The organism is Putridiphycobacter roseus (genome assembly GCF_003234935.1).
In the GTDB taxonomy this organism is placed as follows: Bacteria; Bacteroidota; Bacteroidia; order Flavobacteriales_D; family Crocinitomicaceae; genus Putridiphycobacter; species Putridiphycobacter roseus.
Genome location: NZ_QKSB01000003.1, coordinates 130,450 through 147,631, shown reverse-complemented (window position 1 = coordinate 147,631; position 17,182 = coordinate 130,450). Strand labels below are relative to the sequence as shown.

Genomic DNA, 17,182 nt, shown 5'->3' with positions numbered 1-17,182 from the left:
AAACAAATCAAAAATTAGATTAACACTTTCAAAGTTAATCTAATAAAAAAAAAGTGAGGTGTTTTTTTTGATAGTTTTCAAAAAGAGCTGTTTCTAATGACCGAATTATTAAAGTTATTAACTGATCTTAATTATATGCTAAAATATCAAACAATTGTATTGACTTGATTTATTTTTCGATATATTAGTGTAATCAATAATGTAATTAGAGCTGGATACCATAATGCCATAGTTCTATAACTAAATCAGTTTTTTAATGGGATTTTTCATCTTCCACTTTTAAAGATGTCTAAAAGGTTTAACACGGATAATCTCCCATGAATAATCGTCTCAATTCCTAAGGAAATATGTATTTCTCTTCGTTTTATTATCAAATATGTTATGATAAAAATGATACTGACAATTACAGAATGTTGCACAATGATATCAAAGAAGCATTTAACTATCCTCCCACTCCATACATATTTGCCTTCTCCCTCCCTACTCTCGGGTCAGCCAAAAAAGTATTCCACTACCCATGTATTGAACATCTAGGAAGAAAACTTTTCTAAAAACCATTAGGAAAGCGAACCGCTTTTTCACCAAAGCAAAGTAACATAACGCAATTACATTATAAGGTGATTGTAGCGATTTCCGCACAGCTTTGCTGTTTATCATAGTATCAGATATACGTCAGTATATCGGCAGATATTATGATAAAGGAAATTGCGGTCGGTTTCTTCAAATACATATCGACTGATATTATGCATTGCATTGCATTGAGCTGCGCTGCGCTGAGCTTGCCGAAGTATCGAAATGCCTGCATTGAGCTTGCCGAAATGTAAAAAATATTGTGAGTCAATTAAGAAAGACAAAACTAATCATGCGCTTTAGCAAAAATAATATCTATCAGTTTACTAATTCATCAACTTTCCTACAATCGTTTAGTTGAAAATATTCCTTGGTAAATTCCTTCTAAGAAAATTCTGAGAATTAGTTGGTATGCTAATCACGCCTTCCCGAAAGCTTTCGTGATCACCGTTATGTTACCAACCATCCAATTCAACCTCCTATATCCAGCTGGAGATGCTCCAATTTTAAACTTAAAAACTTTTGTGAAATAAGCTGGATCAACAACCCCTTCATAATATTATCATAGTTCAGTGTGTTTAGGGTAGTTTATGTTAGAATTAGTAAGCAGCTAAAAGGTCTAAAAATTATCATTTAAGCTTAATGAATCTATTTATTCACCACAGTCATTTGCCTGCACTCCATACCCATTTGTCCTCTCCTTCCCTACGCTTCGGTTCAGACAATAGAATATTTACGCAGTTGATCTTATTTTTTATTTCGATAATAAGGAGATGTACAGGCAGCATTAGCGAAAACTTTATTTAAAAAGTTATCTCCGTTGTCATTCCCTGTTTTTTATCGTGACAGCCCTGCTATTATTTTGAAATGGTTGTATGATACAAATCTTTATTGTTAGCGTTGATGAACTTAATTTCTAAATTATCTTTGGTTAGTTCCGCTTGTATAAATCCATGGTCTTTTTTTGCAAATTTTGTCATACTTGAATCAATTGTAACCCCTCTTGATTCCGATCCAGCACCACTCACAAAATAATGGGTATGTCCCGCTGGTTTTTGATGTTGCAAGCTGTGATCATGCCCTGAAAAATAAACATCTACCTGGTGTTTTTCAAACGCAGCTAAAAATGCAGCTTGAATGTCTGCCGTTTGTCCTCTTCGGATTCCGGTTGTGTATAAAGGATGATGACCTACCACTATTTTCCATTTTTCCTTCGACGCTTGCAGTACATTTTCAAGCCATAATAATTGCTTTTTTTTGGAATGTCTCCAGTTACCACCAGTGAATAGACCCACCCATTTGTCGAAAGGATTGGTATCAATAAAGACAAAAAGTACAGAGTCCTTTGATTGAGGGATACTTTTTTTAAAGCTAAAATAACGTTCTGTTGTTTTCCATCTTGGATTTTTTTTATGATACCTTAATTGGGCGCCAACATTACCTTGGTAATCATGGTTTCCAATGGCTGTATACCAATCAGTGATTAAATTACTATCCGCATAAACATTCTCGAAGGTATTTTCCCACTTTTTGTCGTTAATGCTTCGCACACCATGTGGATAAAAGTTATCTCCTACACTGATAATAAAATCTATAGGGTTTTTGGCAGCTTCAAAAGCCATGGCATTTGCCACCTGTTGTTGAATTAAATTTGCTTCTCCCCAGTCACCAATTACAAAAAAATCAAGACTTTTTCTATTTTGGTTTTCTGGATTGTTTTGAACCTGCAAGGTGTCAGAAATAAAAGTGTTTTTCGTGTTAAACGAGAGGAGAATTAATGCGGAAAAGGCAATTATTAAGGAGGTTATTTTCATCATCAGTTTAATTATAGGTCTGTTATATTATTTATATAAAGTAAAAGTAAAACATTTTTTTTTAATATTTTGATGGACTATTTCAACCAAAGTCTATAAAATTATTGGTATCGATTCGTAATAACAACCGGTGTTCACCACTTTCTTCTATTATTGGACTTCGGTGGCCTGCGGCTTTGGTGCCTTCCATATGGTTATCTCCAATGTTATCAATTTGATCAAAGTTCATCTAGTATTTATTTTAATTGGCACAACATTTATCTTCTTGGCAAGTACAATACCTTCTATTATACAGGTGTAATGCCACAATACTAAGTGCTGGATAATAGATAAAAGACTCAGGAAGTACCAGCATTACAATTGCTTCATTAATGATGGTAAACAATAAGACGGTCCATGCTCCCCAAAGTGCAATTTGTATCCAACGTTTATTTGAATTTTTTGTGGCGTAATAGATAGCAATAAAAGAAACTACAATAAAAAGATAATCAATCCATTTCCACCAAGTGGGTGCAGCTGAGCAGCAAGTACTTGCACAGGCTTTAGCTATAAATATAAAGGGCGTGGCCACGCAATGAACCAAACAGAGCGTCCCCGCGAAAATTCCTATCGTATCTGCTTTCATTTTTCCAATATTTATAATCTTAAACATATTTTATGGTTTAATGTCTACTCCATTTAATACCTGTGTCCGCGCAACAGGCCAGGAATCTTGATATCCTTCTCTCCAATTATCCAAATCAAGTTCCTTTGAAGCAATTAAGCAAGCATCAAGTTCGGATCGCATGATGTCTTCGTTCATGTCTTGACCAATGAAGACAATTTCATTTTTACGGTCACCAAAATTTTTATCCCAATCAGACTCGATTAGTTGTTGATTTTCAATAAAAGACACATATTTAGTTCTTTGTTCAAAGGGCATGCTGCACCACCAAACACCTGCACTATCGGCACGCAGGGATCCGCCTGCCTGTCCCCATATAAGCGCTTGATCTGGTCGTGAAGACAACCAAAATAGACCTTTACTTCTAATCACAGTTGCAGGGAATTTTTCAGAAACATATTTCCAGAATCTCTCCGCGTCAAATGGTTTTTTGGAACGGTATACAAAAGCAGATATGCCATATTCTTCCGTTTCGGGTGTATGTTTGTCTTTGTTCAATTCTTCTATCCAGCCTGCACTTTGTTCCGCTTTTTCAAAATTGAATAGCCCCGTATTAAGAATTACTTTGGGATCCACTTTACAAAATGAAGATTCAACGATTGTTGCACCAGGATTTAATTTCTTTAAGGCTGATTTTAATACACCTAGGTCCTCTTTTGAAACCAGGTCTGTTTTGTTTAAAACAATCACATTGGCAAACTCCACTTGATCTGTCAATAAATTGACAATGGTTCTAAAATCATCTTCGATATCAGTCATCTCCCTATCAACTAGTGTTTCAGGACTACTAAAATCTTTAAAAAAATTGTATGCATCCACTACTGTAACCATTTGCCTTCTTACTTCCCTACGCTTCGGTTCAGACAAATACGAATTTTATATGAGTTGGATTTAATCGGTTTTATTAGTGTAAATTTCCCCATCTTTCATTACAAACACCACGTTTTCTATTGTCGAGATAAAATCATTCATAACATCTCCTTTTACAGCGATAATATCTGCATTTGCTGCTGGTTTTATGCAACCAATTTCATTTTCTTTTCCCAATTGAAAAGCTGAAATATATGTGCTGGACTGGAGTATATCTAAAGGCTTCATTCCTGCTTCTAAATAGTACCTAAACATATCTTTAGATGACTTTCCGCGGGATACTTTTATATCAGTATAATTATCAGAACCTGCCACTATAGGAACTCCTTTATTAATTGCACTTTGGAGTCTTTTTTTCATCCTATCAAAATAGTCATCAATCCATTCCAGCTCATCCTCGTTATAATTGGCAAGTTTGGCATAAGTATACATATACGATTTGCTATTTTCAGTGGGTACCAAAAAGATTTGCTTTTCCGCCATTTTTACTAAGGTACTATCTGCCATATTAAAACCATGTTCAATACCATCAACACCTGCTTCAATTGCATTCCAAGCAGACTGATTTGTGACACAATGAGCGGTGACTTTTAAATTATAAAAGTGGGCGGTGCTCACAATAGATTTTATTTCATTTATGGTTAAATAGGTTTTATTGGGAATATTATCAGCGCAAATCTTTATGATATCTACATTTTGATTCACATGTTCGCGTACAGCATTTTTTCCGTCTTCGGGACTGGTAATGATGCGATATTCTAAATCTATTATATCTTGATGTTTGGGTAGCACGCCATAAACCTGCCCACCATTTGCTGCTAAAATTGGACCAGAGGCAAAAATACGAGGACCTTCAATTGTTCCTTCATTTATAGCATCTCTAAGGGCTACATCAAGATATAAACCAGAGTTTCCAATATCTTTAATACTCGTTATTCCTTCTTCCAAATAACTTTTCGCTCTTTTTGAGCCACGGAGTACTCTCAAAGCATCACTTTCCATAGTGAGTGAATGAATACTGTGTTCTGCAAAATCTTCATTGGCTTCTTGAGAAAAAAGTACATGTGTATGCGCATCAATCAGACCTGGAAGAACGGTATACGCTGTTAAATCGATTACTTCGCTATTTTTTGGCAAAGACTTAAATTCACCAATCGAAACAATTTTTTTCCCTTGAATTTGTATTAGCTTGTTTTTTAAAAGCACATTGTTTTTACTGTCATATAAAAATCCAGCTTTGATATAGGTGCTCTTTTGTTGCGCTATTAATTTCGTTTGCGAGGAAAAAATAATAATGAATAGAAATAAAAGGCTTTTAAACATGTCTCTCTTTTTGATTTAAATGGATGCCAACAGCTCTATAAAGTGCATCTTGTACCCTTAAAATACTATTGTGCCAACAAGTTATAAAATCTAGTGGACTTTTTAGATTTTGGATACTTAAAAATGCGATCAACTTTATAAGTTAAAAGAACCACTTGCACTATCCCCTACTTATGTCGACAATTTTAGATGTAAATGGAAGAATGTTGTTAAAAACGATAATTACTAAAATGGAAACAAATTTTGATGTTTCCATTTTTGGAAAAGGAATATATGTTGTCAGGATGAGAAAGCAACTAAAAGGTCTTAAAATTGTCATTTAAGCTTAATGCATCTATCTATTCACCACAGTCATTTGCCTGCACTCAATACTTTTAAAAACGTGTTTACTTTTTTCTATTTAATGTGTCGATTTTTTCCTTTAATGATTCGATAATTGTTGGCGGAGCCGCATAAAACATAGTAGGTTCTGATATATCTTTAATAAGAACAGGTTTTAGATAATGTTCAATACGCAAGGAATCATTACTAATACTACTCGTATTTACCGATACATGTTGTTCCCCATAGAATTCGCTGATAGTAGTCAACTCAACTATTGAATCATTTAGTTGATTTCTTTGCACTGTAAATGAAAAATTACCAAGACTGTCTGTCTTAGATTCAATATTTAGGGAGTCAATTCTAATTATTGCATTTTCGATAGGTATTTTAGCATGCTGTTTTTTGAAATAATCCCCTGATACTGTTCCATAAATAACCAAATCCTTATTGTTATTTTGACCTTTTGATAAAATGGAGCAAGAAACTGCGGTAGAGATGGCTACTATACTTGCCGTTTTTCTTAAAGTTCTGAAGTTGACTGGTGGTTCTTGGCCCCAATTTTTCAGTTGTTTCTTTGAATAAACCCCACAAATTGTGTTATTGTTTTTTTCTTGTATTTCAGCAATTCCACTCCATGATTTTTTTCTGAAATCAACTATCAATTTGGCACAGGATTGACAAGTTCTCCCTCCTTCCGTTGGTGTCATTTTAGCCCATCTCTCATTACAAGGTAACGGTTTAGGAATTTTTTTCATGGTATTGAGTTTTCATAAATATAAGCCTTATTTTCAAACCATTCAAAATTATTACAGGTCTTTAACTGACCTCACAATTTGTAACTAAAAAAAACACTTCCATTATACAATTGAACCAAAAAACCAATTGTATGAAACCTTTATACCTTTTTATTTCACTTATTTTAATCACCCATCTAAACCATTCTTTTTCAAATTCACCTGCCGATAATCCCATCAGAGAAAAAGTGTTGAAGTACGACTTTCAACTGGAGCAAACCATTCAACTTAAAGCCAAATTGGGTCAATCTGTTTTTGTTAATGCGGCTGATTTAGAAAAGCTAAAAGGGGTGAAAATTCATCATATCGATTTGGTGTACTCCGCTTATACAGGATCAAATACAGTTAGTCAAGACCAATTGCATGTACAAAGGATCCAAAATTTAAAAATGGCCTTACCACAGGTAGAAAAAGACAAGCCAACTTGGAAGTTCATTGAGCAAACAGGCGCAAAATCGCTAAAAGAAGCAAAGACCTATTTTCATGGTTTTGTGGTGCATTACGGTCCCGACTTGAGCTATCAACATTTGAAAGAATTCTTTAAACCTTTTCAAACCGCAACCAAAACGTTTACAGTAAGTGCGAAAGAAGGCGGTGTATTTGATTGTGGAGGCGGAACGACAGTTAATATTGCTGGAAATTCAGTGACTTACCTAGATGGGACTCCTGTAAATGGCGACTTCACCTTTGCATACAACGAATTTAAAGACCCTACTGATTTTGCATTTTCTGGCATCCCAATGACGTATAATGATGGCAGGGAGGATTTAAATTTTTCGTCAGTTGGGATGTATAATTTAAGGGGGGAACAAAACGGGAAGGAGCTGGATTTGAAGGCGCCTGTTAAAGTTGATTTTAATTGCACTAAACCAGCGCCAGGTGTAGCTTTTTATCAGATGGATGATGTAACCGGGGAATGGACAAAGAAAAAGGAAGTAAACTATGGTGGTTCAAAGGAAACATTAAAATACACCAGAAAGTCGGAACTAGAATTTGACGGCCATTATTTTGAGCTCAATTCTAAAATATATGAGAATTACGCTGATATTCAATTTGACGAAGCAAGTTGGGACTGGTTTTTTAAACACTTGGCAAGCTATCCAAAGCTAAACGCGCTCGTAAAACAATTTGATGAATCTGAAAAAACAGCACAAACTACTGTCGAACCCAAAGAATTAATGGATGTGGTAACGGCAATTATGATTGAAGAAAAAAAGACCGAAATGAAACTGGAAAGAGCGGAACGAGCAGCACAGGAAGCGCAAAGACAAAAAGCGGAAGCCGAAAAAATGGCAAAACTGAGGGCAGAAAACCAAAAATATCTTGATGCTGTCGCAGCCAATGGTATTTCGTCTCCATCCTTGGTCAACGGACTTAACTCACCCGATTTTGGCGTATATAACTGCGACCAACTTTATAAGTTAGAAGAACCACTTGCACTATCCCCCACTTATGTGGATGAAAACGGAGTGGAAATAACCAGCAAACACGTGGTGTGTGTGATGGATTTAAATTTTAATGGCTCATTTAGCTTTCATCCCAACAATATTAAATGCAGCGGTGTAGGTAAAAATGTTATTCTATTGTTTACTGACGATAAAAGTGTATTTATGCTCAGTGAACAGCAATTTAATCGACTAGATTTAAAGGAAAACCTAAGACCTGTATTTGCCATGAAAAATATGACCTCCATCATCAAAAAATCTGATGACTTGAAGTCATATTTAAACATTTAAAAGATTATATTCAAATAATTATAGTTATTTTACTAAACCTATGCTTTAAGTGTTCTGCACCGTTTGGCTTTCCCGTTTATTTACAGTTTTACAGTACAAAAAACACCAATTGACGAAGATCCATCTCTAAAGTTTTCTGTTTTTTCATAGTTGTAAAATTTATTACCAAACGTTCTTACCACGTTGTTGTTATTTTCAAAACTAACATGGAATCTTTTTTTGTAAATAGATAATATATCAGCCTGTAATAACTTTAAAACTGTTGGGTTAATACTGGAAGTGTTTACACTAACACCTATTCCACCAACCATGTTATTATTTAATTTAAAAGTAATGGAAATATACTCTGATCCCGCATCCAAGTCTCTTCTAAACTGATAGACATCAAAAGCGGGATCTTCTTTTACTTCCCAATAGCTACCAGCCTTTTGTTTAACGTCTTCCCAAGAATCGCCTATCTGAACTGTATTTAATATACTTGTTTCCGCCAAAATGTTTTCTTGAATGTCCGCACTTTCAAGCTGACGCGGTCCGCATGAGATGGCTAAAAGACAAACGGATAATAAAGCAAAATATTTCATAATTTTTCTGTTTTTGTGAGAGACAATGGTAAGTATTAATTGAGGTTTACGCTTCATCCTTTCGGGTGATTTTGCTCATTACCACTTAAATATACCTAAAATTGAAAGCACCATAATAAGGAGTGCTTTTTATACCGGAAATGCTGTTTTACTTAGGGTTTGTAGCTATGAAAGTTCCATGCCTTTTAAAAAAAAGATAGAAAACTTGCATAAAAAAATAAAAGAGAGGTATAATAGTTTATGCAGAAGAAGCATTTAAGCTTGTCTGCAATTTTAGGGTTACAATGGAATAATTTACAATAATATAAAAACAAGATTACTTGTCCGTTTTAGGCATACTCATAAATCACATGTAGCATTTTGTGCCATCTTAAGCGAATTGCATTGTTACCCAAAAGATAAAAATTATAGGCCGAGTGGGTAATATACTTTTTACACCATGTATTTGTATAGGTACTCCCCTTACTCTATTTTCAAGTTTTATGCATATACTTCACTTCAAATTGTAGTAAACCGGAGTACTTGTTTGTAAATAGTAGCGATATATGTAAAGTAGTGCTTTCGAAGCGCTATATTTGCTGTAAAATAAATACATGTCAAGTTACCGCACACACATAAGCTATAGCAATTCAGAAAACTCATTGTATTGTGATGAAATTCAATTATTAAAAAAAAACAAGGAGATCCTTGCCATAGTAGATTATTCGAGCAATGCGCAACTTAGAAAAAATACAAGTCGTATTAAGATGGATTTTGAAGAGCTACTCGAAAACCTTAACAATATTGTCGAGGTAACTTGTGAAGGCATGGATAAAAAAGTAACTCGGTTTTTTAAAACCTTAGATGCTGAGCCTAAAAAACTAAAAAGAGCCTGTTTAATAGTAGTTGGAGAAGAAGAAGTTAAGTTTGAATGTGATTTTAGCCTATCCAAAGACGAATTTACAATCACGAAAAAATAAAGTTGTTTATCGGAATCCCCTCTCTAAGGGCATACCTTCGAATAACTTCCATTCATGAATGCCATTAAATATATAGGTTGCATTCGATTAATTTCTTTTCTTTAACTAAGCCTTGGTAAGTCCCCTTCAATTAAAAGCCTACATTTGACTTAATAATATAGCCGAATGGAAGAAATATACGTGAATAGAGAAATTAGGGAAATGCTAATAGAATTGGCAGTAAAAAATAAAACGATTACCTATGCCAGGTTAAATACAGCCGCAGATGCTGGTTACAATTTTCAAGACCCTGACGAACGCGATAGTTTTAATGAAGACCTGGAAGCCATTTCAATGAGTGAAATAAAAGCTGGAAGACCTCCATTAAGTTGTGTGGTCGTTTATAAAAGTGGTTCAGTAGGTAAAACTATACTTGAAAGTCTTTATGCCATGTGTGAAGCCCCCTTTGACTTAAATCCTGAAACTGACAAGCCGAATACTAAGTTTTTGAAAAGCCTTCAAGCCCGTTGTCATGAATATTGGATAATAGCAGATAACTACAAGAAATTTGGTCCTAAAAAGTATTGATGGTTTATGATTATGAAAGTACCATTAATTCATCTAAACTGTTAAAGTATCACTATTGATATGTGGTGTTAAAAGATTATTGTTCAGTTGGAAGGTTAATTAAAAATATGTGCTTAGTGAGCAATTATTTTGTCAATTTCTAAGATCAAAATCCTCGCATTTGCATTGAATTGTTTCATCAGCATGACGGAATTTCTAGCAGTAAGCTTTTGGTGCATGACTACCCTATTTTTAAAATCGTCCGTTAAAAAATAATCTAAATAATCGTCCGATAGATTTTGTTCTTGTCTTAGAGAAAAGTAATTACTATTGGTTTTAATGTGGTCTGTATTGTTTTGAACATCATGGCTTAATTTTTCATCAAGGTCCTTAAAAGAAGTTGAATAAACTGCCTGAAATTGAATTATTGTTGCAATAGTACTGTCAGTAAATAGGTCTAAATCAGCACTCATTTTTTTTAATTGTTCTATAGCACCACTAGAAACGGTAAAAGGGACATTGTTAAAAGGGATTTGCATCATTTCCATATTTTCCTTTAAAAAAGCCTTAGAAACGGTATCCTTTATGACAATTTTTGCCAAACTATCCTGAAAATTATAAAACCAAATGGCTTGATGTGTATATATTGTATCACTGATCATATCAGATTTAACCATTTTAAAAATGTTCAACAATTTATTCTCAACTTTTCTATTCTCGTTCCAATTGTTGATGCTCACAGCGATAAGAATACCTACAACTACTAAAATAATTTCTCCTATGGCATATTGTATTTTCTTTTTCATGTTGGTTTTACTAGCGGCTCAAATATATACAAAAGCCTATTGAATTGCTACTTGGATGTCTTTAATTAATTGGTATTATTCTTGATGATTCAAGATGAAATCAAGTCTTATTAATGATGATTAGAGTATTGTATCGTATGGTAAATGTGCTATTTATTAGTCTTGTCCTGCAGTCTTGCGGATATACTGTTGTATTTGACTTAGGAGAGGCACCAAGCGAGCAATATGTAGAAGCGGTAAGTTTAGCCGATTTTGACCCAGAAAAGACCACTTGGATTGCACATCAGAAAGGGATACAATGCGAAATTACTTATTTTAAAAATCAAGAAGATGCCATGGCATTTTTAACTGCTAACAATATCACTGTTTTATACGATAGACTTTTAAGTGGCGCCACTCCTGCTGTTTGCGGTGCTTCCTTTGCTGTAGATTTTGCCGCGCTCATTAATAACGAAGATTTAATTAAGGCAAAGCAACTTGGTTGGTGGGTAATAGATGAAAAAAGACTTGCACGATACGATTTGGATTAATTGGTTGTTACATGTCATTTTAATGGACCATTAGTACTGAACGTTGAATTTAGGATACACCTCCCCGCTTACCTTATTAATGGTCGTATAATAGAATGATTATTCACCAACCTTACTGTGCTTTAATACTACCCTTAAATAATTAGTAAAATTTATAGGGTAGCATAAGTTATAAAAAATTACTGGCACCTCCTTACGTGATGTACTCTAGGTGTTTTCTTCGTATCCGATACTAGTTATTGTATAATGACAGATATTTATTTATAAACTATTTGTTTAACATGCTATCAGCAACTTTTTGAGCATCAATACAATATTGATCATCTCCATTTAAACGCCATTCCCCAGTTTTATCTATGTAATATTTAACTGTTTTTTCAATCACTTGTTCATATCCACCGCAAGATTTTAGCATTCTCAATATTTCACTAGTGTACATATCACTACTTATCTCGCCACTACGCGCCATGCTCCATAAACGTTTTGTGTATTTAGATTTGTCACTATACATTGCATTAGTAGATTTAAACGCCATTAAAAAAAGAGAAAGCGCTTTTGCTTCCGGTGATGGTTTTTCTAAATTATTATCCATGTGGTCGAATTTGAATTAAAAAATATAAATGTAATTCAATAATTTTGATTCTTTTATTGGAATGTACTTTATCTATACATAAAATGTATTCTTTTATCTTCGTTCATCCTTAATATTAGTATTTCCTCCATTATTGCCTTGACTTGGGATTATATCGAATGAATACCGCGCAACATTACCATATTCTTTTTTTGATTTATTTATTAGTTTATCAAGTCTCAAAAACACCATGGCATACACGAAGCTATTCACGGCTAAAGCCCGTATGTTTATACACCATAATTACTATCAAATTATATATTTATTATCGAAATAAGCCAAAAGTTTTGAGCCGAAGTGTTGCACTACTATACGCATGTCCATGTATTAATAAGGATACTTTTTCGAGCATCAAATAAGTATTAATGTTATCATCTTGCAATGACATATTTAAAAATTAACATTTTTTTAACCCCCCTTCAATACTGACTTAAAATGCAGTATAACAACTTATTGAATGGCTATTTTTATTCAAAGACATATGCTCATGACCTAGGTCATTTGTATGCTTATTGGTCAGCAATAAATTTGTTCTATCATTATAAACTACAACTATGGTAATAGGAATTGTAAAAGAACCAGAAAAAGAAGCTCGTGTTTCTCTTTTGGCTGAAGAAGTGAAAAATATAGTGGATCAAGGCATTGAAGTTTGGGTAGAAAAAGGAGCTGGAGAAAAAGCATATTGTTTAGATGATTTTTATCAAAAAGCTGGCGCAATACTTAAGTCCAGAAGGGACTTGCTACATGGTGCTGATGTGATTTTAAGTATTCACCAAATTGAATTACCTGAGGACTTAAAAAGTAAAGTTCTTATTGGCATTTATCAACCGCTATACCATTCCTCCATGATTGAAAAATGGGCAAAGAATGATCATGTTGTTTTTAGTTTGGATATGCTCCCAAGAACAACTAGAGCGCAGACAATGGATGTGTTAAGTTCACAGTCTAATGTGGCTGGGTATGGCGCTTTCCTTATAGCGGCTGCTCGATATCCGCATTTTGTCCCCATGTTGATGACCGCTGCTGGCAGTGTAAAACCTGCAAACCTATTAGTACTTGGCGCAGGAGTCGCTGGTTTGGAAGCCATTGCTACAGGACACCGTTTGGGTGCTGTTGTAGAAGCTTTTGATACCCGGCCTGTAGCAAAAGAAGAAGTAGAAAGCTTGGGTGCTAGATTTGTTATGGTTGAAGGTGCAGAAGACGCGGCAAAAGCGAAAGGTTATGCAGTAGAGCAGTCTGTTGAATTTCAAATCAAACAAAAGGAGAAAATTGCGGCTTGTATTAAAAAAGCAGACATTGTAATTACCACTGCCCAAATATTCGGTAAAAAAGCGCCTTTATTGGTCACCAAAGAAATGATTGAAACCATGAAACCAGGGTCTGTCATTGTGGATTTGGCAGCATCTACTGGCGGAAATACAGAATTAACAAAAGACGCGTCAGAAGTATTAACCAAAAATAGAGTGACCATCATAGGTAATTCAAATATTCCTGCCACTTTCTCTTCTGATTCTTCCAAATTATACGGCCACAATATTTCAAACTTTTTAAAACTAATCACTTCAGAAAAAGGAGGGTTAAATCTAGACTTTTCCGACGATTTAGTAATTGGAACTTGTATGGCTAAGGGAGGTGTAATTGTAAACGATAGGTTAAATAAAATAATCACAGAGAAGCAAGCAGCTCAAACAGAAAAAACAATTTAATTATGCAAAATTTACTTGAATTTATACAGCAAAATCAACAATTAATTTACTTGGTAATACTGATGATGTTTTTAGGTGTAGAGGTAATCTCAAACGTTCCTTCCATCCTACATACACCTTTAATGAGTGGCGCAAATGCTATTCATGGGGTTATTGTTATTGGTGCAATAATCGTGATGGGGGAATCCGCTTCGGACGACTATTTATCTATTGCAATTGGGTCCTTAGCAGTAATTGTCGGCACTTTAAATATGGTAGGTGGATTTGTGGTGACCGATAGGATGTTGGCTATGTTTAAAGTCGAAAAAAAAAATAAGGTTAAAAAATAATCGCAAATAAATTAGGACTTAAAAACAACAAAAAATGATATTCAATTCTTCTATATTAACCATAAGCTACCTAGTAGGGTCGGTCGCATTTATTCAAGGTTTAAAAATGCTTTCTTCTCCAAAAACAGCATTGATTGGTAATCGAATTTCTGCGGCAGGTATGCTTGTTGCAATTGTTGGTACCTTAATATTTTATCGAAATTCATCTGGGGAAGGAATAAGTAATCTTAGCTGGATTTTTAGCGCAATGACAGTAGGAACAGTAGTAGGAGTTTTAGCAGCAAAAAAAGTTAAAATGACTGCTATTCCCCAACTGGTAAGTGTATTCAATGGTGCTGGTGGATTATGTGCAGCTTCTATTGGGATAGTCGAATTCAATCATTTACAAGTAAATGGAGAACTTAATAGTGCTTCTATAGGTTACTTGGTAATACTTTTAGCTGGATTCGTTATCGGGAGCATATCCTTCGGAGGTAGTACGATTGTTTTTTCAAAACTTAATGGAAACATCAAAAAAACATTCTCTTTTCCGGGACAACAAATTGTAAATTTTCTATTATTAGCCACCATTATCACCTTCGCAGCTTTACTAATGATAAACAGAGAAGATGCCTCCATTTACTTTTACATACTTTTAAGCTTAGCTATATTATACGGTATTCTATTTGTATTGCCAATTGGTGGTGCAGATATGCCAGTAGTCATGTCTTTATTAAATTCTTTTACAGGAATAGCTACCGCTTTTGGTGGGTTTCTGTATAGCAACACAGCAATGATGACTGGTGGTATTTTGGTTGGCTCTTCGGGTATGATTTTAACCCTGACCATGTGTCATGCCATGAATAGATCTTTACCTAGTGTAGTATTTGGTGCTTTTAAGGCAAAAAAAGCTACTAACGCTGGAAAAATGAGTGAAGGCACCTATAGAGAAGTTAGCATTTCTGATACTGCACAAATTCTAAATTACGCACATAAAGTAATGATTGTACCAGGATACGGCTTAGCAGTGGCTCAAGCACAAAATGCTTGTCATGATTTAGAGAAATTATTATCGGATAAAGGCATTGACGTTAGTTATGCCATTCATCCAGTTGCAGGAAGAATGCCTGGACAAATGAATGTATTATTAGCGGAAGCAAATGTACCCTACGAAAAGCTTTTAGAAATGGGACAATCGAACGCAGCATTTCCAGATACGGATGTGGTGTTAATTTTAGGGGCGAATGATGTTGTAAATCCAGCAGCTGAAAAAGATCCTTCCAGTCCCATATACGGCATGCAAATCTTAGAGGTAGATAAAGCAAAACAAGTTATCGTTAATAAAAGAACCATGCATCCTGGATATGCTGGTATCTCCAATGCCCTTTTTTATGAACCCAATACTTCTATGCTTTTTGGGGATGCCAAAGGGGTATTAGAAAAATTAATCGCAGAAATAAAAGCACTATAAAATAGTAATTATAAATTTTTCATTAAAAATTAATATTATGAATTCACAAGTTAAACATTCACCAATCAAAACAGTCAATCCATTTACAAATGAAATTGTAAAAGAATTTGACGTAATGAAACCTGCTCAAATTGCCAGTATTATTGACAAGGCAGATGAAGCTTTTAAAAGTTGGAAAAACACTCCTTTTTCAGAACGAGCTAAAATCATTCATAAGGTAGCAACCATTATGCGTGAAAGAAAAGAAGCATTAGGTGCCTTGGCGACATTAGAAATGGGGAAATTATTAGCTGAAAGTATTTACGAAGTAGAGTTATCTGCAGATATTTTTGACTATTATGCTGAACATGCTGAAAAGTTTCTAGCAGATCACCCCTTAGATGTAAAACATGGAGATGCCTTTTTAAGTTATGAACCTATTGGCGTATTGTTAAGCGTTCAACCTTGGAATTTCCCATACTACCAAATCACAAGATCGGCCGCATCAAACTTGATGGCTGGTAACACCATGGTGCTTAAACATGCTTCAAACATACCACAGTGCGCACAAATCATGGAAGACATTTTCAAGGATGCAGGCTTGCCTAATGGTGTGTATACAAATCTATTTGTACCTGGAAAAGATGTAGAAGCGATTGTTTCCAATCCAAAAATAAAGGCAGTTACACTTACAGGTAGTAAACCTGCAGGAGCTAGCATTACTGCTGCAGCTGGTGCAAATGTTAAAAAGGCAACTTTAGAATTAGGTGGTAGTGACCCATTTGTTGTTTTAGAAGATGCTGACGTGTCCGAAGCTGTTGAAGTATCAGTAGCAGGAAGAATGTGGAATGCAGGTCAGGTTTGCGTATCTCCTAAAAGAGTAATTGTACCAGCTAAAATGTATGATGAGTTTTTAGCTAAAACAAAGGAAGCTTTTTCTAAATTAGTAGTTGGAAATCCTATGGATGCAACAACAAATGTAGCCCCATTATGTACAGAAAAAGCAGCTGAAGATGTGGTAAGTCAAATTCAAAAAGCAGCAGAACAAGGTGCAACAATTGCTTTGGGTGGTAAACGAGTAAAAAGAACTGGTGCCTTTGTAGAACCAACTTTAATTACGGATATTACCCCTAAAATGGATGCGTATTTTGAAGAAATATTTGGCCCTGTATTTATGCTTTATCAATATAAAGATGTTGATGAAGCGATAGAAATAGCGAATGCTACTGAATTTGGTTTAGGTGGAACTGTGTTTGGAAAAGATACAAAAAAAGCAGTTGAAGTAGCCAGACGAATTGACACTGGAATGGTTTACATTAACCATGTTACTGGTATTGCTCCTGAATTACCATTTGGAGGTACTAAAGAATCTGGTTTTGGTAGAGAACAATCAATTGCTGGAATTTTTGAATTTGTTAATGCAAAATTAATTAGAACTACTACACCTGATAAGGCTTATTAATTCTGATATAAAAGCAGGGTTATATCCATTTAAAGATTTTATAAATGCCGATTTCTTTTTGGATATAACCCTAATTTTATTTTTTTGAATGTATTTCAAACAAATTTC

The 17,182-nt window shown here is 34.6% G+C and carries 18 protein-coding genes; 9 read left to right on the top strand and 9 right to left on the bottom strand.

The window, feature by feature from the left end; all coding sequences use genetic code 11:
- Nucleotides 1–1,427 precede the first annotated feature (1,427 nt).
- The 5 genes from DNU06_RS07030 to DNU06_RS07015 all read right to left on the bottom strand — a co-directional run bounded on the left by DNU06_RS07030 (nt 1,428) and on the right by DNU06_RS07015 (nt 5,241).
- A complete protein-coding gene (locus DNU06_RS07030; RefSeq protein WP_111062535.1) occupies nt 1,428–2,387 on the bottom strand; it encodes a purple acid phosphatase family protein in 960 nt (319 codons plus the stop codon).
- A 79-nt stretch (nt 2,388–2,466) separates the two neighbouring features.
- On the bottom strand, nt 2,467–2,613 hold the full coding sequence (locus DNU06_RS17805) for a hypothetical protein (RefSeq protein ID WP_158526839.1): 147 nt from the start codon (nt 2,611–2,613) through the stop codon (nt 2,467–2,469).
- A 12-nt stretch (nt 2,614–2,625) separates the two neighbouring features.
- The gene (locus DNU06_RS07025; RefSeq protein WP_199398999.1) at nt 2,626–3,036 is read right to left on the bottom strand and encodes a MerC domain-containing protein; all 411 of its coding nucleotides are present in this window, start codon (nt 3,034–3,036) and stop codon (nt 2,626–2,628) included.
- A 3-nt stretch (nt 3,037–3,039) separates the two neighbouring features.
- On the bottom strand, nt 3,040–3,879 hold the full coding sequence (locus DNU06_RS07020; RefSeq protein WP_111062534.1) for a CobW family GTP-binding protein: 840 nt from the start codon (nt 3,877–3,879) through the stop codon (nt 3,040–3,042).
- 60 nt (nt 3,880–3,939) lie between these two features.
- Complete coding sequence (locus tag DNU06_RS07015; RefSeq protein WP_111062533.1) at nt 3,940–5,241, bottom strand: amidohydrolase family protein; 1,302 nt, start codon at nt 5,239–5,241, stop codon at nt 3,940–3,942.
- A gap of 173 nt (nt 5,242–5,414) precedes the next feature.
- Here DNU06_RS07015 and DNU06_RS07010 point away from each other — a divergent pair, with 173 nt between their 5' ends.
- A complete protein-coding gene (locus tag DNU06_RS07010) occupies nt 5,415–5,564 on the top strand; it encodes a T9SS type A sorting domain-containing protein (protein ID WP_111062532.1) in 150 nt (49 codons plus the stop codon).
- Nucleotides 5,565–5,627: 63 nt separating this feature from the next.
- Here DNU06_RS07010 and DNU06_RS07005 read toward each other — a convergent pair whose 3' ends face one another.
- The gene (locus DNU06_RS07005; protein WP_111062531.1) at nt 5,628–6,320 is read right to left on the bottom strand and encodes a hypothetical protein; all 693 of its coding nucleotides are present in this window, start codon (nt 6,318–6,320) and stop codon (nt 5,628–5,630) included.
- Nucleotides 6,321–6,451: 131 nt separating this feature from the next.
- Between DNU06_RS07005 and DNU06_RS07000 the strand changes: the two genes are divergently transcribed.
- On the top strand, nt 6,452–8,095 hold the full coding sequence (locus DNU06_RS07000; RefSeq protein WP_146239175.1) for a hypothetical protein: 1,644 nt from the start codon (nt 6,452–6,454) through the stop codon (nt 8,093–8,095).
- Between the two features lie 80 nt (nt 8,096–8,175).
- On the opposite strand, the gene DNU06_RS06995 is transcribed toward DNU06_RS07000, so the two are convergent.
- Nucleotides 8,176–8,676: a hypothetical protein gene (locus tag DNU06_RS06995; RefSeq protein ID WP_111062529.1), complete on the bottom strand. Its 501-nt coding sequence runs from the start codon at nt 8,674–8,676 to the stop codon at nt 8,176–8,178.
- A gap of 593 nt (nt 8,677–9,269) precedes the next feature.
- On the opposite strand from DNU06_RS06995, the gene DNU06_RS06990 reads away from it, so the two are divergent.
- Nucleotides 9,270–9,635: a hypothetical protein gene (locus DNU06_RS06990; protein ID WP_111062528.1), complete on the top strand. Its 366-nt coding sequence runs from the start codon at nt 9,270–9,272 to the stop codon at nt 9,633–9,635.
- A 165-nt stretch (nt 9,636–9,800) separates the two neighbouring features.
- The gene (locus DNU06_RS06985; protein ID WP_111062527.1) at nt 9,801–10,202 is read left to right on the top strand and encodes a hypothetical protein; all 402 of its coding nucleotides are present in this window, start codon (nt 9,801–9,803) and stop codon (nt 10,200–10,202) included.
- A gap of 113 nt (nt 10,203–10,315) precedes the next feature.
- Here the strand turns inward: DNU06_RS06985 and DNU06_RS06980 are convergent, their stop codons facing one another.
- Entirely contained in the window at nt 10,316–10,987 is a 672-nt protein-coding gene (locus DNU06_RS06980) for a DUF6090 family protein (RefSeq protein ID WP_111062526.1), read from the bottom strand.
- Between the two features lie 113 nt (nt 10,988–11,100).
- Between DNU06_RS06980 and DNU06_RS06975 the strand changes: the two genes are divergently transcribed.
- Nucleotides 11,101–11,517 (top strand): hypothetical protein, encoded by a 417-nt coding sequence (locus DNU06_RS06975; RefSeq protein WP_146239174.1) that lies wholly within the window; start codon nt 11,101–11,103, stop codon nt 11,515–11,517.
- A 268-nt stretch (nt 11,518–11,785) separates the two neighbouring features.
- Here DNU06_RS06975 and DNU06_RS06970 read toward each other — a convergent pair whose 3' ends face one another.
- Nucleotides 11,786–12,109 carry a hypothetical protein gene (locus DNU06_RS06970; protein ID WP_111062524.1) on the bottom strand — a complete coding sequence of 108 codons (324 nt, stop codon included), beginning with the start codon at nt 12,107–12,109 and terminating at the stop codon, nt 11,786–11,788.
- Between the two features lie 593 nt (nt 12,110–12,702).
- On the opposite strand from DNU06_RS06970, the gene DNU06_RS06965 reads away from it, so the two are divergent.
- From DNU06_RS06965 to DNU06_RS06950, 4 genes are read left to right on the top strand one after another with little or no spacing between them, the layout of a single operon-like run.
- On the top strand, nt 12,703–13,854 hold the full coding sequence (locus tag DNU06_RS06965) for an NAD(P) transhydrogenase subunit alpha (RefSeq protein ID WP_111062523.1): 1,152 nt from the start codon (nt 12,703–12,705) through the stop codon (nt 13,852–13,854).
- A gap of 2 nt (nt 13,855–13,856) precedes the next feature.
- The gene (locus tag DNU06_RS06960; protein WP_111062522.1) at nt 13,857–14,183 is read left to right on the top strand and encodes an NAD(P) transhydrogenase subunit alpha; all 327 of its coding nucleotides are present in this window, start codon (nt 13,857–13,859) and stop codon (nt 14,181–14,183) included.
- Nucleotides 14,184–14,217: 34 nt separating this feature from the next.
- Nucleotides 14,218–15,633 (top strand): NAD(P)(+) transhydrogenase (Re/Si-specific) subunit beta, encoded by a 1,416-nt coding sequence (locus tag DNU06_RS06955; RefSeq protein ID WP_111062521.1) that lies wholly within the window; start codon nt 14,218–14,220, stop codon nt 15,631–15,633.
- Nucleotides 15,634–15,670: 37 nt separating this feature from the next.
- On the top strand, nt 15,671–17,074 hold the full coding sequence (locus DNU06_RS06950; RefSeq protein WP_111062520.1) for an NAD-dependent succinate-semialdehyde dehydrogenase: 1,404 nt from the start codon (nt 15,671–15,673) through the stop codon (nt 17,072–17,074).
- The last annotated feature ends 108 nt before the right edge of the window (nt 17,075–17,182 follow it).